Genomic DNA, 16,102 nt, shown 5'->3' on the forward strand with positions numbered 1-16,102 from the left:
GTCGAGAGACGGTCGTCAGTCGTCAGTCAGAGCGTCGTCAGTCAGAGCGTCGGGCGTCCGCGGCGCATCGACCGGCGTCGAGGCGAACTTCTCGAAGATGGCTTCAGCGACGGCGTCGGGCAGGAACGAGTGCGCCTTGAGGTCGTCGAGGCTCGCCCGCTTCACCGCGTTCACGCCACCCATGGCCTTGGTCAGCTTCTTCTTGCGGACCTCGCCGAGGCCAGGGATGTCGTCGAGTGCGCTGACGGTCATCCGTTTGCTGCGACGCTCGCGATGGAAACTGTTGGCGAAGCGGTGCGCTTCGTCTCGGATGCGCTGCAGCATGAAGAGCGCCTCACTCCCCCGAGGAATCTCGATCGGCTCCGACCGACCCGGCACGTACACCTCTTCGAAGCGCTTCGCGAGCCCGGCGACGGGGATCTCGTCGGCGAGGCCCAACTCTTCGACCACACGCTGCGTTGCGCTGACCTGCCCCTTGCCGCCGTCGACGAGCAGGAGTTGCGGCGGGTACGCGAACTTGCCCGGCTTGCGCTCGCGCTGCTTCGACGGCACGTCGTCGTCGCCCGGGCCGGTCCGCTCGTCGACCGGCCGATCGCGGTCGTCGATGTAGGCCTGCAATCGCCGACGAACCACCTCGGCCATCGCCGCGTAGTCGTCACTGCCACCCACCTCGTCGCCACCGACACCATTCACCTTGAAGCGTCGATACTCCCGCTTGGCAGGCAACCCGTCCTCGAGCACGACCATCGACCCCACGTAATCGGTGCCTTGCAGGTGCGCCATGTCGTAGCACTCGATGCGCAGCGGGGCTTCGGGAAGATCGAGCGCGTGCTGCAACTCGGTGAGGGCCCGACTGCGCGTGTTGTGGTCGCTCGCCCGACGGAGGCGGTGACGCGTGAACTCTTCTCTCGCGTTACGCGTGACGGTCTCGAGGAGCGCTCGCTTGTCACCTCGCTGCGGCACGCGGACCTGGACCTTCGAGCCGCGGATCATCTCCAGCCACTGTTCGTACGTGTCGCGGTCGTCGGCCTCGAACGGCACCAGCACCTGCTTGGGTACCCCGACGACCGGCTCTTCGCCGTACATCGACTCCAGGATGCGGTCGATCATCTTGCCGGGCGTGAGTTCCTCCACCTTGTCGAGAATGAAGCCCTTGCGACCGACGACGCGACCCTTGCGCACGTAGAACACCTGCACCGACGCTTCGAGTTCGTCCTCGGCGATGCCGAACACGTCGAGATCCTCGCTCTTGTCGGCCACCATCTGCTGTTTGGCAATCGCCTTGCGGACGGCGTCGAGGCGATCGCGAAGACGAGCAGCGCGCTCGAACTCGAGATCGGTCGCGGCCGCGCGCATGTCGGCTTCGAGTCGGTTGACGATCTCGTCGGTGTCGCCGTCGAGGAACGCACACAACTCGGTGACCAGTTGGCGGTACTCCATCTCCTCGATCTCACCGACACACGGCCCTGCGCACTTCTCGATGTGGAACAGCAGGCACGGACGACCGAGCCGCTGGTGTTCGTCGAACTTGTTCTGGCTGCACGTGCGGATCGGGAAGCTGCGCAACAGCAGATCGAGCGTGTCGCGGATCGCATACGCGTGGGCGTACGGGCCGAAATAGCGGGTGCCCTTGCGTTTGTGTCCGCGCATGACGAGCGCTCGCGGCCAGATGTCGTCAGTGGTGACCGCGAGAAACGGGTAGCTCTTGTCGTCACGCAACCGGACGTTGAAGCGCGGGTCGTGCTCCTTGATCAGGCTGTACTCGAGCATGAGCGCCTCGACCTCGTTGCGGACGATCGTCCACTCCACGGTCTCGGCGGTCTCGACCATCTGCGCGGTGCGTGGGTGCAGGTTGCGCGGGTTCTGGAAGTAGTTCGACAACCGCTGGCGCAGGCTCGACGCTTTCCCGACGTAGATGACGCGCCCGTTGCGGTCCTTGAACTGGTAAGAACCCGGCTCGTCCGGAATCGTCCCTGCGGGTGGTCGTTTCATGACGTTTTGAGCATAGGGAGACCACCGAGCAACCAGTTCGGCGGATACCGTGGGGGGCTGATGTCGCAGTACTTCGCCGCCATGTTCCGTCGTCGCCCGAACGAAGGATGGTTGCGCGTCGGCAAGTACGACGCCACCACCGTCGACATCTTGTGCGCGCTCGCCGTCGCGACGATGTTCATCTACGGCGCGAGCCTCTCGCTGTTCGAGAAGTTGCTCTTCTTCGCTCCCGAAGTGCGTGAGGGATTTCAGTTCTGGCGGCTGTTCACCTGGCCGATCGCCACGCAGCCCGATCTCTTTGCGCTGCTCGGCATCGTCTTCTTCTGGGTGTTCGGCCAGCAGCTCGAAGGGCTCTTCGGCCGCAACCGTTTCATCGTGTGGATCGCTGCGGTCACGCTCGTGCCCTCGATCCTGTTGACGATCCTCGGCGCATTCTCCGACAGCCTCGATTTCGGCAGCGTCAATTTCGGACTCAGCACCCTGTTCCTGTGCGGGATCTGGGTCTACGCCGGCACATACCCCAACGTGCGGTGGTTCGAGGTCATCCCGCTGTGGGGCATCGCTGCGGTGTTCACGTTGCTCAACTTGTTGCAGTACTCCGGCGCACGGGCGGGCGGGCAGATCATCTTCATGCTGTCGGCGATCGCTGCGGGTCTCAGCATCGGCCGATCGCTCGGCTTGGCGACCGCGTGGCCGATCCCGCACATTCCGCTCGGCGGTGCACCAGGCGGGTCGAGTTCGGGGTCGTCGCGCAAACAGCGCCCGACCAAGCCGAAGCGCCGCCCGAAGAACGGCAACCTCGGCTCACGTGTGGTGGATGGCCCGTGGCAATCTGGCTCGCAGTCGGCTCCCACGGGGCCCCCGCTGCGGCCTCCGGCATCAGCCGCCGACCAGGCCGAACTCGACGGCCTCCTCGACAAGATCGGCAGCAACGGGATGGACTCGCTCTCCAGCACCGAGAAGGCCCGGCTGAACGAACTCAGCAAACGCCTCCGCAACCGCTGACCCCACACCCCCACCCCGGCGCGATGAGCATCATCCGTTCGCTACCGGATCATCCTCATCGCGCCTGACTCGGACCGCGACGGACGTGTCGTTCGGGCGATGGTCGATACGTTGCGCATTCCGACTCCCTCCTGGTTCGCACACACCCGGGAGTTCACGATGACCTATCTGCCCAGCGCAGCTCACGATCTGTTCGCGCGCCAACACGGCGTGGCCTCGCTCGACCAGTTGATCGGCACCGGCCTGACCGCCGGCGAGATCGAACACCTCTCGCTGCGTGGTGCACTGCGCAGCCTCGTCAAGGGAAGCTACGGATCGCCGAGCGTCCAGGTCACCGAGCAGAGCATGGCGGCGGCGCTCTGCCTCGCGAGGCCCCACGTTGCGGTGGCGGGGCCGAGCGCCGGCCGGCTGTGGGGATTCCGTCGTCTCGGCTCCGACCGCCGGCTTCACGTCATCGCTCCCCCGGCGGCTCAACCCGCCGGTTCGTCGGAGGTGAAGGTGTACCGAACGGCCGCGATTCGCCCGGACGACATCATCCAGCGGCCTGACGGCATCCGCCTCACGACTCGTCAACGAACCGCGCTCGACCTCGCACGATCCCGACCCGACGACGCACTGTTGTCGATCATCGAACAGGCCATGCACGACGGGGGTCTGACCGGAGCCGACATGCGGGCGGTTGCCGCGCCGTGGGCACGGCGTCGACCGTGGGTCCGCCGATACCTCCGCCAGCTCGATCGCCGTGTGGATGGCGGGGCCGCCGAATCCGACCCGGAGGTGCGGGTCGGGGTCCTGCTGCGCGACCGAGGTGTCCGTGGACTCGTGCGTCAGTTCGCCGTCGATCTTCCGGGCTACGGCCCCGCCCGGTTCGATCTCGCCGTTCCCGACGTTCGCTGGGCCGTCGAGGTCGATGTCTTCCCGACGCACGCGGAGACGGCAGGCCGAGCGTCCGACGTTCGACGAGATCGCTGCGCTGCTGCTGACGGCTGGAGCGTGTTCCGGATCTCTGCCGCCGACTACACCCATCGGCTCGACGCACGACTCGACGATGCGATCCACCAGTACCGCTCGCTGCGATCGACCAGCGCTGCGATGAGGATCGTCCGGCCGCTACCGGATGATGCTCACCGGACCGGGCCGGGCGGATCTTGGGATGAGGATCGTCCGGCCGCTACCGGATGATGCTCATCGGACTGGGGTGACGGGGCGGAGGTTCGTGTACCAGGCGAGGATCAGGAGTGCGGCGGCGAGGCCCGCTGCGCCGTTGGCGAGCAGGTGGAAGCCGAACGACTCCTTCACGAACCCGGAGCCGAACGCGGCGGTCGCTCCACACAGACTCATCGCGAGATCAGCAGTGCCCTGCACCTCCACCCTCGTCTCGGCGGGCACCGAACGGGTCAACAGTGCGGAGCCGGCGATGATCCCGATGTTCCACCCCAGACCGAGGAAGAACAGCCCGACGAACATCAGCACCGGCACGTAGCCGGCCATCACCGTGCTGATCGTGCCCAACCCGAGAATCACCGCGCCGTATCGGATCGCCTGGTTCTGGCCGACTCGATCACTGAAGCGACCGACGAGCGGTGCCAGTGCGTACATCCCGACGATGTGCAACGCGATCACGTAGGCGCTCAGGTCGCCGTGATCGTGATCCTTCATGTGCGGCGGGGTCATCGTCATCACCCCGACCATCGCGGCCTGCGAGATGGCCATCGCGACGAGTCCCAGGCGAGCGTTGACGGACGAGGCGATGACCGACGACGACGCCCGGACCTGACGCAGCGGCCGCACGCGCTCCGCGTGAGGATCGATCGTACCGAGCACTTCCAACGGATCGGGTCGGAGCCGAATCGTCACGACCGCCGCCGACACGGCGAACAGGATCGAACCCACGATGAACGGGCCGACCAGTTCGTCGACACCGACGGAGCGGCCGAACGCCTTGGCCACCGGGGTGAGCAGGGGCCCGAACACCGCACCGAGCGTGCCGACCCACACGATCGCCGCGATGGCCGAGCCGGCGCGCGCCGGCTCCGCCAGGTCGGCCGCCACGTACCTCTGCTGGAGGGTGGCCGCTTGGCCGGCTCCGAAGGCGATCATCCCGATGACGAACACCGGAAACAGGCGGACCTCGCCGCCGAGGGCGGCGACCGCTGAGCCACCGGAGCCGATCAACAACGCGAGGGCGAGCCCGCGACGACGACCTCGTCGCCGCATGTAGGCGGCCAGTGGGATGGCGGTCAGGGCGGCACCCAACGTGAACGACGCGCTCCCCATGCCGGCCAGGCGATCCGAACCCAGCAGATCGCCGGCCAGCAACGACACCACGGCGACCATCCCCGCAACCGCAGCCTGGCCGGGCACCTGCGTGAGCCGCAGCGACATCAGCGTCCGTCGCTGCAGTACCTCCAGCTCATCCCGGGAGCGAGGTGCCTCCGCAGCAACGGGGTTCGAGATGCCGGTCACTCAGATGGTCTATCAGCCGGACATCCGGACGATGAAGTGCTCGACCCGAAGGAGTCAGATCCAGTAGCCGGTGACGTCGAGGATGAAGTTGGTCGAGCCGGAACCGCCAGCGAACACCTTGACCTTGCGATCGGTCCCGATGCCCACGATGCTGCCGTTGTTGAGGATCTGGCCGCTCTGCGACCAGTTGATCGTCGCTGCCCCGACCGCTGTCTCGAAACTCGGCGTCACCGACAAGAAGCCGGAGCCGCTCGTGTTGACGATGGCCAGGTTGAACGCGATCGCGTTGGCGCCCTCGGGAATCGCGGTGCCGATCCCGGCACCGGTCGTCAGATTGCGCGCCACCGCGAGATCGACGATGCGGTTGGAACCCGCTGCCAGCACGCCAGGTTGTGGTGATGGCGATCGCGAGTCGTACACACGCGTCGGCGTGATCGACCGAAACGTTCCGGGCAAGCTCGGCCCGGCGATCTGCGTCCAGACACCCGGCTCCCCGCCGACCACGCAGAACCACAACTCCACTGCGAGCCCCGAATCGGAGGCGGCGCGGACGTACAACTCTCCACCGGCGTGGAAGTCGGTCAGCTCGGTCGGCTGGCGGAAGTCGGTGGGAATCAGCACCATGGCTGCGGTGTCGCCGCTGGTTTCGACGCCGTACCGGCCCCCGGTGGCCCGAACGGCCGTGCCGGTGGTCGATTCGGCACGTACGCCGGTCGAGTTCGCCCCGTTGGCGAAGCCGACCACGGCCGAGGCGCCGGTGTCGGTGTCACTCGGTACCGAGGTGAAGCCGTAGATGCCGTTCGGCTGGTTCTCTGCTGTCGTGTAGCCGGCCAACGCCGCCGGATACGCCGCGGTGTTCAGGGAGAACACCGAACCCGACTGGAAAAGGTGTCCGATGCCTCCGCTGCCACCGGTGTAATCGGTTCGCGTCCGGATGCCGGAGGTGTTGGTCTGTCCGAGCACGAGCGGATCACCCGACGCAGCCGCGACCGGTCGGGTACCTGCGACCACCGCAGCCGTTCCACCCACTGCCGCTGCGGCCGCTGCGCGGACCCACTGCCGACGACTCACGCCGTCCGGTTCCATCGACGTCTCGTGTTCGGAATCGTCAGGCGAGTCGTCGACGAGCCCGGACGCTCGTTCCAGATCCGACAGTCGACGCATCAAGCGATCGACTTCGGTACGCAGTTGGGTGACTTCGTCGGATGACATGATGCGGTCCCTTCGTCGGCCGATCTGCTGATCGGGCGCCGAATCGTCGCACAGTTGCCGACGGGCACACGACGAATATCGTCGGTGGGCCTGCGCAGAAGGTCGACGCTCGATGCCAGGTCAGCTCGGGAGGAGTTGGCGCAGGAAGTGACCGGTGTGGCTGCCCGGAACGGTGGCGACGTGTTCCGGCGGTCCCTCGGCGACGATCGTGCCGCCGCCGGAGCCGCCGTTCGGGCCGAGGTCGATGATCCAGTCGGCGGTCTTGATCACGTCGAGACTGTGCTCGATCACGAGCACGGTGTTGCCCTGATCGACGAGGCGCTGCAGCACCGTCAGCAGGCGGCGCACGTCGTCGAAGTGCAATCCGGTGGTCGGCTCGTCGAGCAGGTAGATGGTGTGGCCGGTCGAACGTTTCGCCAACTCCGTGGCGAGCTTGACGCGTTGCGCCTCACCACCCGACAGCGTCGGCGCGGACTGGCCGAGCCGGACGTAGCCGAGTCCGACATCCATCAACGTCTGCATGTAGCGGGCGATCCCGGGCTGGTTGGCGAAGAAGTCGACCGCCTCCGCCACGGGCATGTCGAGCACGTCGGCGATGTTCTTGCCCTTGAACTCGATGTCGAGGGTGTCACGGTTGAAGCGGGCGCCCTTGCACACCTCGCACGGCACGTAGACGTCGGGCAGGAAGTGCATCTCGATCTTGATCGTGCCGTCGCCGGCGCACGCTTCGCAGCGACCGCCCTTCACGTTGAACGAGAAACGACCGGGCTGATAGCCGCGCACCTTCGCTTCGTTGGTCGTCGCGAAGAGCTTGCGGATCTTGTCGAACACACCGGTGTAGGTGGCCGGGTTGGATCGCGGGGTGCGGCCGATCGGCGACTGGTCCATGTCGATCACCTTGTCGAGGTGCTCGATCCCGTCGATTCGCTTGTGCTTGCCGGCCGGCATCTTCGACTTGTAGATCTTCGTCATCAGCACCGGCAGGAGGATGTCACGGATGAGCGACGACTTCCCCGACCCAGACACGCCGGTGACGCACACGAAGTTGCCGAGCGGGATGTTGACGTCGATGTTCGCCAGGTTGTGCTCGCGAGCGCCCCGGATGGTGATCGAGTCGAAGCTCTGCGAACGACGCACCTGTGGCACCGGGATGCTCTTGCGACCCGACAGGTACTGACCGGTGACCGACTCCTTGACCTTCTCGATGCCCTTGACCGGGCCCGAGTAGACGACCTCGCCACCGTGTTCGCCGGCACCGGGGCCGATGTCGACGATCCAATCCGATTCACGGATCGTGTCTTCGTCGTGTTCGACGACGATGACGGTGTTGCCGAGATCGCGCAGGCGCGTGAGCGTGTCGATCAAGCGTTGGTTGTCGCGTTGATGCAACCCGATCGAGGGTTCGTCGAGCACGTAGAGCGTGCCGACGAGGCCGGAGCCGATCTGCGATGCGAGCCGGATTCGCTGCGCCTCACCACCGGCGAGCGTGCCAGCCGAACGCGACATCGTGAGGTAGTCGAGGCCGACGTCGAGCAGGAACCCCAACCGAGCGTTGATCTCCTTGGTGACCCGCTCGGCGATGAGTCGCTCGCGCTCGGTGAGTTCGAGCGCAGCGAGGAACTTGGCCGACTCGCCGATCGACATGTCGCACACCTCGGCGATGTGCTTGTCGTTGATGGTGACGGCGAGCGTTGCCGGCTTGAGACGAGCACCGTTGCAGGCCGAGCACGCGACGAGGCGCATGTAGCCCTCGTACTGCTCGCGAGCCCACTCCGAGTCGCTGCCTTCATGGCGGCGACGCAGCCACGGGATCACACCTTCGTACTCGGTCTGATACGACCTCGACCGCCCGTAGCGGTTCTTGTACTGGACCGTCATCTTGCCCTTGACCCCATAGAGCACCAGCTTCTGCTGCTTCGCGGTGAGCTCGTCCCACGGCGTGTCGAGGTCGATGTCGTTGGCGTTGGCCACCGACTCGAGCATCCGGGTGAAGTACTGGGTCTGTGCGCTCTTCCACGGCGCGATCGCACCGTCGGCGAGTGACACCTCTCCGTCGGGGATGATCAGTTCGGGATCGACTTCGAAGGTGGTGCCGAGCCCGTCACAGGTGGCACAGGCTCCGTACGGCGAGTTGAAGGAGAAGTTGCGGGGGGCGGGTTCGTCGTAGCTGTTGTCGCACACTGGGCAGGCGAGATGCTGCGAGAACGTCATCGTCTCGTTGTCGCCGTCACCGTCACGCTTGACGATCTCGATCTCGGCGACCCCGTCGGCGAGCGTGAGTGCCTGCTCCAACGAGTCGGTGAGGCGTCGTTCGAGGCCCTCCTTGAGTACGAGTCGGTCGACGACGATCGCGATCTTGTGGTTCTCGTACTTGGCGAGACGCTCGTCACGCTTCAAGAACTCGTCGATGTCGACCGTCTCGCCGTCGATCACCGCGCGCACGAAGCCCTGTCCCGACAGGTCGGCGAGCAACGTGTCGTATTCGCCCTTGCGGCCGCGCACGACCGGGGCGAGCACCTGGAAGCGCATTCCCTCGTCCATCGCGAGGATGCGGTCGACGATCTGCTGCGGGGTCTGGCGCTGCAGTCGAGTGCCGTCGTTGGGGCAGTGCTGGATCCCGATGCGGGCGTAGAGCAGACGCAGGTAGTCGTAGACCTCGGTGATCGTGCCGACGGTGGATCGCGGGTTGCGCGATGCCGACTTCTGATCGATCGAGATCGCCGGCGAGAGCCCGTCGATCACGTCGACGTCGGGCTTGTCCATCTGCCCGAGGAACTGGCGGGCATATGCGCTCAGCGATTCGACGTAGCGGCGCTGCCCTTCGGCGTAGATCGTGTCGAACGCCAGGCTCGACTTTCCCGAACCGGAGAGCCCGGTGAACACGACGAGCTTGTCACGCGGCAGTTCGACGTTGACGTTCTTGAGATTGTGTTCGCGGGCCCCTCGTACCGTGATGAGCGATTCCCCGGCGGGCCGCTTCGTCGACGGCGCGCGTCGCTTCGTCGAACGGGGTGCGGGGGTGTCGGCGTCGGGTGTCGAGGCGCTCGTTGGCGGGTTCGTTCGAGCCATCGCAGCGAATGCTAGCGGCGAACATGTGTTCAGGTCGGGTGGATCTCGGCACAGCACCACCCATGGTCGGACGGCTCTCTCGCGTCACCGACGTCTCGGCCGCCGTCTCGCTCGCAGGCCGGTCGCCGTTCAGTCGACGACGATCGGCGGGTGCTCGAGCAGGAACTCGATCGCTTCGGCGGCGCTGTCGGCCACGCCGATCAGCGACGCATACGGACGGTCGCCGGCAAGGGTTCGCAGCAGCGGTTCCGCAGGGAGTGTCTGCCTCCAGAAGTCGGCGTCGAGAAACACCATCGGGCTGGCGTTGCCGAACACCGCGTAGTGATTCTGCGTCGCGTCCTGGAACACCTCCTGGGTCGTTCCGGCCGCGCCGGGGGCGAACACGACCCCTCGAGTCGCGATAGCGAGGAGTCCGTCTTCGCGGATCGAGTTGGCGAAGTACTTCGCCACGTGGGTGGCGAACTGATTGGTCGGCTCGTGCCCGTAGAACCAGGTCGGCACCGCAAGGCTCTGCGCACCCGCCGGATAGCGATCGAGCACGGCCGCACCGGCGGTGAGGTAGGCGTCGGCACGCCGATAGTCGGGCTCGACGGCGAGCATCGTCAACGCGTCGTCGAGCGCGTCGTCGTCGTACGGCGCCAGCCACGCACCGAGATTCGCAGCTTCCATCGCCCCCGGCCCTCCCCCGGTGGCGACATGCCAGCCTTCGCGCGTCATGGACCGACCGAGCTCGGCGACGAACCGGAACGCCGCGTCGGTGCGCAGCATGGCGTGGCCGCCCATGACCGCCGTCACCTCCGGGTGGTCGGCGAGATGGTCACCGAGCGCATCGTCGATGGCATGGTCGTGCAGACGTTGCGCCAACGCGTCGAGCACGGGCAGCGCGGACCCCTTCGGGTGCATCGACGCCCACCGATAGATCCGCGAATCCAGCGCGTCGGTGTCGAAGTCGCCACCGGGACGCCAGCCACGGAGGAGTTCGCCTTGCGCGTACAGCGATGGTCGATACGGGTCGAACGGGATCGCCTGCAGCCGGGGGAACACGGCGGCTCCGCCACCGACGAGCCGCTCGACATCGCCGTCGGCGTAGTGACAGCCCAGGAAGGTCGCCCCGACACACGACAGGGAGCGCAGCACGGTGGAACGGCCGACCAGATCGACGCCCTGCACCACCACGCCATCGAGATGGTGCGCCGATTCGACCAGCCGATCGAATTCGTCCAGGTCATGGATCTCTTGCATTCCCGCACGATACGCAGGCTCAGGATCCATATCATCTCTTGACCGAATCCATACGCAGAGGCCGAACTCCTCAGACCTCTGACCACCTCCTGACGGAATTTGCCGAGCCTCTTGCACTCGTGGCATTCCTGTGCCACGCTCGGTGATTGTCAGTGGACAGACACGAACGAGCATCACCGCGGCGTTCGGAGACATGGGAGCGGAAATGATTCGACGCAGAGCACTCTGCGCGACGGCCAAGGGCGTCGTCGGCACCATCACGATCGCGGCGGCATCGCCGATCGCACCCTGGGGAGAGGACTCATGAACAAGATCGCCAAGTTGACCGCGGCCATTGCCGTGGCGGCAGCTGCGATCGTCGTACCGACGGTCACCAGCACGACACCGATCGTGTCGGCCGACAGCAACACGACCGACTTCGAGGGCTTCACCCTCGGCAACGTGAACGGACAGGACGGCTGGGAGAAGATCGGCCCGTTCGACGTCGAAGTGGTCGACGCGAGCGCCACACACCCGTCCCTCGGCTCACGCAGCCTTCGCATCTCGAATGCGGTCATCAGCGGATCGTTCGGTGACCAGACGTTTTCCAAGCCATTGGCAGAAGCGGCCGGCGAGACGACGGCCTTGAGCGGCGGCGAGTCCAGCGCGCCGAGCCACAAGTTCTTCGAGGCTGAATGGTCGTTCGCCTCTGCGACTCCTGCGGCAGAACAGCCCGGTCTGTCCGTCGTGGCCAGCCCCGACCGCGGCGACGGCGCTCGCATGAGCTGGGTCCAGATGGCCGACACACCGGATGGCCTCGACGTCAACTTCTACGACTACGTGGACTCCACCGACGATTCGACGTGCAACGGCACCTTTGTCTTCGCCAACGTCGCCGATGGGCTTGCCCGCGACCAGGTCCACACGATCCGCGTGGTCATGGAACTCGAAGAGGGTAGGGGCAACGACGTTGTCGACGTGTACGTCAATGGGGTGCTGGCGCACACCGGGACGTCGTGGGAGGACTACTTCCGCGATGGCTGCGATCCCGTCCCAGCCGGCGCTCGCACCGTCGACTCGATGCTCTTCCGTGTCGCCGGGGCCGCTGCTCCTGCCACCGCAGGCGCTGGCTTTCTCGTCGACGACGTCGAACTCTCGTCGAGCTCACCGGCGCCCTGCACGACGGAGTGTTACGTCGATGCCGCCGCAGGCAGCATCACCAACGGTGGCACCGGCCCGACCGACGCGCTCAAAGACATCCAAGCCGGCATCGACCGCGTCGACGCTGGTGGCACCGTGTTCGTCGCAGCCGGGACCTATCCCGAATCCCTCGACATCAACAAGGCGCTGACGCTCGATGGAGCGGGGCCTGACGTCGTGACCATCGACGCGAGTGCCTTCAACGACTACAGCATCGACGTGCGTTCGAACGATGTGTCGCTCGACGGCTTCACGCTGACCGGCAACCCGACGTTCAGCTCGGCCTACGGCATCAAGATCGCCGGCCCCGTGCCGACGCGGATCTCGAACATCACCGTCGAGGACGTGGTGGTCAACAACAGCCGCCGCACCGGCGTCGACCTCAACGGTGTCGACGGTGCAGTCATCCGTGACGTCGAAGTCAACGACGTCGTCTCGGGGAACGGCCTCTCCACCACCGACTCGAACGACATCCTCTTCGAGAACATCACGACCAACAACAACCCCTGGGGCGGCATCGCCCTCTACACCTCCGGTCAGTTCTTCGGGCCCGCCGGGTCCGACAACATCACGATCCAGGGCACCAACAGTTTCGGCGAGCCGAACAAGGTGTACGTCCAGGTGGCCAACGTCGCCGACCCACTGAACCCGGCACCGGTCACGAACTTGACCGTCGAGGGCTTCGACTACACGGTGAAGAACGACACGTTCCGCGCGGGCGGAGAGAACTTCACCTTCTACCAGGTCACCCGGAGCGACGCGATCGCGTTCGCGACCGCTCTGCTCACCTTCCCCGGCGGCCTCCCCGCCGCTGCCGACTCCTACGTCAACGAAATCGCCACGGGTGAGTTCTGGGTGGGCACGCTCGGCGGCGTCGACATGACGATCCAGGCTGCGGTCGACGCTGCCGACCCGGGCGACACGATCAACGTGCTGCCCGGCGTCTACGAGGGCAACACCACGGTCGACCAACACGTCCGGATCATCGGCGCCGGTAGCGGCCCGAACGGCGCCGTCAACACGATCCTGCGAAAGAACACGAACGCCCCGATCGTGACGCTCACCGGATCGGGTGCCTCGGCGGCCGATCCGATCTTGCTCCAGGATCTGCGTATCGAGCCGGTCACCGTCCACGGGATCGACGTGCCGACACCCGACTCGACCGTGCAGTTCGTCGAACTCGACAACGTCAAGGTCGTCGGGTCGAGCACGACCGCCGCGTTCGAGAACGCCCGGGGTCTCAGCGTCGCGACCGAGGCGAGTTTGTCCGACGTGGTCATCACCGACTCGGCGTTCGACCGGCTCGACTACGGCTGGTACTTCGCCAAGGCCCTCAACGAGCCCGCCTCGCCGGGAGAGAGCAACGTCGCGAACATCGAGGTCACCTCGACCTCGTTCAGCAGCAATCAGGCGAAGGGCATCTACGTCGAGAAGCTGTCCGACGCGAACTTCGACGACGTCACCGTCGTCGACAACGGCCTCGACACGACGTTCTTCAACGCCCAGTGGAACGCCGGTTTCGACATCAACCTGAAAGGTCAGGAAACCTACGAGAACATCTCGATCACCAACTCGACGTTCGAGGGCAACGGTCTCGGCGTCGCCAACGGCGCAGCGATCATGGTCAAGGCCCGTGACGATGCTCCGAGCTACACCGGCGATCCCGCAGCGCTCGATGGGCTGACCATCACGGGCAACGAGATCACCGGCAACGAGCGGGGCATCCGCTTCGGTGAGCCCGGCAAGGACAACGCGACGCCGACCAGCGTCTCGGTGACCGGCAACGACATCACCGGCAACGACGAAGGCGGCGTGATCAACGAGACGCTGGCGTCGGTCTCCGCCGTCGAGAACTGGTGGGGCGACGCCTCCGGACCGAGCGGCGAAGGCCCCGGCACCGGCGACAGCGTCTCGCCCGACGTGGTCGTCTGCCCGTGGCTCGACGACGTCGCCGGCACCGGCAACCTCGTCCTCGACGACTGCGCCGGCACCGGCACGCTCGACGTGACCAAGACCGTCGTCTGGAACGACACCGAGCCCGACCCGGCGCAGACCTTCGAGATCTGCATCGAGGGCCCGACCCATCCGACCGCCGACTGCCAGCTCGCCGACTTCGACGGTGAGACGTTGACCTGGACCGATCTCTACCCCGGTGACTACGTCGTCACCGAGACCGATCCGGGCACCGACTGGACCGTCGAGATCGTCGGTTCGCCCGTCACCGTGGTCGAAGGCTCCCCGAGCGCCCCGGCCAGCGTCACCAACACCAACATCGTGCCGGTGGCCGCTGATGAGCCGCCGTCGTTCGAGTCGGTGCCGGACGACATCGCGGTGTCGACGGCTCCGGGCGAAACCGGTGTCGTGGTCGAATTCGACCTCCCGGTCGCGACCGACGACGACACCGAGAACCCGCCGACCGTGGTGTGCGATCCCGCATCGGGCACCGCATTCGAGGTCGGTGACACCACCGTCACCTGCACGGCCACCGACTCCGGCGACCAAACCGCCGAGGTCACCTTCACGGTCACCGTGACTGCGACTGCGGCCAGCGACCTCGTCGCCATCGACCCGGCGCGACTCCTCGAGACGCGGGCCGGCGAGGGCCTCACCACCGTCGACGGCCAGCAGGTCGGAGCCGGGCGAAGCAACGCCAACGTGTTCTTCGACGTGCCGATCGCCGGGCGTGGCGGCGTGCCCGCCGACGCGATCGGCGCCGTGCTCAACGTGGCGGCCATCCAGCCTGATGCAGCGGGCTTCGTCACGCTGTACCCGTGCACCGACGAGATCCCGACGGCCGCCTCACTCAACTACGAGGCAGGCGTCAACATCTCCAACGCCACCTTCGTCGACCTGTCCGACGACGGCGACGTGTGCCTGTACACCTCCAACGTGGCCGACTACACCATCGACGTCGTCGGCTACCTGCCAGCAGAGAGCCGACTCGGTCTCGTCGAACCGGCCCGATTCCTCGAAACCCGCGACGTCGACGGCCTCATCACCATCGACGGCGAGTCCGAGGGCGACGGCGTCGTCACCGGCGACACCTTCGTCGAGGTCCAGATCACCGGACGCGACAACGTGCCCGACGGAGCCGTCGCCGCGATGGTCAACGTCGCCGCGGTCCAACCCACAGCCAACGGCTTCCTCACGCTGTACCCCTGCACCGATGAGGTCCCGCTGGCAGCGTCGCTGAACTACACGCCCGGCACGAACATCTCCAACGCCACGATGGTCGAGCTCTCGGCCACCGGGACCCTGTGCGTGTACGCCTCGTCGACCACCCACGTCACCCTCGACGTGGTCGGCTTCGCCCCACCGGGCACCGACGTCGGAACCCTCGACCCGGCGCGCCTGCTCGAAACCCGCGTGGGTGACGACAAGGTGACCATCGATGGCGAGGCTGCCGGAGATGGCGTCGTGGCGGCAGGGACCTCGATCGAGGTCCCGATCGCGGGACGCGGCAACGTGCCGGAGACGGCCGAGTCGGCGGTCCTCAACCTGGCGGCCGTCCAGCCGTCCGGTGTCGGGTTCGCGACGCTCTACCCGTGCACCGACGACGTGCCACTCGCGGCGTCGATCAACTACACCGCCGGCGTCAACATCTCCAACGCCACACTCGTCGACCTCTCCGACGACGGCACCGTGTGCGTGTACACGTCGACGCCGACCCACCTCACCCTCGACGTGCTCGGCTACGTGAACACCAGCGTCGACGACGCGACCTGAGCAACATCAACACACACTGAACAACCGATTCAGCGGGTCGACGAACCCTCGTCGACCCGCTGAATCGCGCTCGGGGAACCCAGCATCACGATGAGATCGTCGGCCACGATGCGATGGCGCGCCGATGGCAGCGATACGTCTGCGCGTCGTCAACGTTCTTGAGGACCGCTACACAGACGCCGGGCCGTTCGCCCCGACGCGGTGATTTCGT

Annotated in this window: 8 protein-coding genes; 3 read left to right on the plus strand and 5 right to left on the minus strand. The window is 66.2% G+C overall.

The features are described from left to right. Positions 1 to 15: 15 nt before the first annotated feature. Entirely contained in the window at positions 16 to 1,992 is a 1,977-nt protein-coding gene (uvrC, locus tag ACE37B_RS18555; protein WP_409924824.1) for an excinuclease ABC subunit UvrC, read from the minus strand. A 60-nt stretch (positions 1,993 to 2,052) separates the two neighbouring features. On the opposite strand from uvrC, the gene ACE37B_RS18560 reads away from it, so the two are divergent. Both ACE37B_RS18560 and ACE37B_RS18565 read left to right on the plus strand, forming a co-directional pair. Beyond that, positions 2,053 to 2,997 (plus strand): DUF6576 domain-containing protein, encoded by a 945-nt coding sequence (locus ACE37B_RS18560; protein ID WP_409924825.1) that lies wholly within the window; start codon positions 2,053 to 2,055, stop codon positions 2,995 to 2,997. Between the two features lie 159 nt (positions 2,998 to 3,156). Next, positions 3,157 to 4,179 (plus strand): hypothetical protein, encoded by a 1,023-nt coding sequence (locus ACE37B_RS18565; RefSeq protein WP_409924826.1) that lies wholly within the window; start codon positions 3,157 to 3,159, stop codon positions 4,177 to 4,179. A 3-nt stretch (positions 4,180 to 4,182) separates the two neighbouring features. Here ACE37B_RS18565 and ACE37B_RS18570 read toward each other — a convergent pair whose 3' ends face one another. From ACE37B_RS18570 to ACE37B_RS18585, 4 genes are all read right to left on the minus strand, one after another. After that, positions 4,183 to 5,463, minus strand: a complete 1,281-nt coding sequence (locus ACE37B_RS18570; protein ID WP_409924827.1) for an MFS transporter — start codon at positions 5,461 to 5,463, stop codon at positions 4,183 to 4,185. A gap of 54 nt (positions 5,464 to 5,517) precedes the next feature. Beyond that, entirely contained in the window at positions 5,518 to 6,675 is a 1,158-nt protein-coding gene (locus ACE37B_RS18575) for a hypothetical protein (RefSeq protein WP_409924828.1), read from the minus strand. Positions 6,676 to 6,795: 120 nt separating this feature from the next. Further along, entirely contained in the window at positions 6,796 to 9,744 is a 2,949-nt protein-coding gene (uvrA, locus tag ACE37B_RS18580; RefSeq protein ID WP_409924829.1) for an excinuclease ABC subunit UvrA, read from the minus strand. 129 nt (positions 9,745 to 9,873) lie between these two features. Beyond that, complete coding sequence (locus tag ACE37B_RS18585; protein WP_409924830.1) at positions 9,874 to 10,986, minus strand: LOG family protein; 1,113 nt, start codon at positions 10,984 to 10,986, stop codon at positions 9,874 to 9,876. Between the two features lie 303 nt (positions 10,987 to 11,289). On the opposite strand from ACE37B_RS18585, the gene ACE37B_RS18590 reads away from it, so the two are divergent. Beyond that, the gene (locus ACE37B_RS18590; RefSeq protein WP_409924831.1) at positions 11,290 to 15,891 is read left to right on the plus strand and encodes an HYR domain-containing protein; all 4,602 of its coding nucleotides are present in this window, start codon (positions 11,290 to 11,292) and stop codon (positions 15,889 to 15,891) included. The last annotated feature ends 211 nt before the right edge of the window (positions 15,892 to 16,102 follow it).

This window comes from Ilumatobacter sp., from assembly GCF_046290335.1.
Taxonomy (GTDB): Bacteria; Actinomycetota; Acidimicrobiia; order Acidimicrobiales; family Ilumatobacteraceae; genus Ilumatobacter_A.

What these genes read in the sequence shown, in the direction of transcription:
- ACE37B_RS18565 (WP_409924826.1), top strand. Translation starts at nt 3,157, where the DNA reads ATGACCTATCTGCCCAGCGCAGCTCACGATCTGTTCGCGCGCCAACAC.
- ACE37B_RS18585 (WP_409924830.1), bottom strand. Translation starts at nt 10,986, where the DNA reads ATGCAAGAGATCCATGACCTGGACGAATTCGATCGGCTGGTCGAATCG.
- uvrC (WP_409924824.1), bottom strand. Translation starts at nt 1,992, where the DNA reads ATGAAACGACCACCCGCAGGGACGATTCCGGACGAGCCGGGTTCTTAC.
- uvrA (WP_409924829.1), bottom strand. Translation starts at nt 9,744, where the DNA reads ATGGCTCGAACGAACCCGCCAACGAGCGCCTCGACACCCGACGCCGAC.
- ACE37B_RS18590 (WP_409924831.1), top strand. Translation starts at nt 11,290, where the DNA reads ATGAACAAGATCGCCAAGTTGACCGCGGCCATTGCCGTGGCGGCAGCT.
- ACE37B_RS18560 (WP_409924825.1), top strand. Translation starts at nt 2,053, where the DNA reads ATGTCGCAGTACTTCGCCGCCATGTTCCGTCGTCGCCCGAACGAAGGA.
- ACE37B_RS18575 (WP_409924828.1), bottom strand. Translation starts at nt 6,675, where the DNA reads ATGTCATCCGACGAAGTCACCCAACTGCGTACCGAAGTCGATCGCTTG.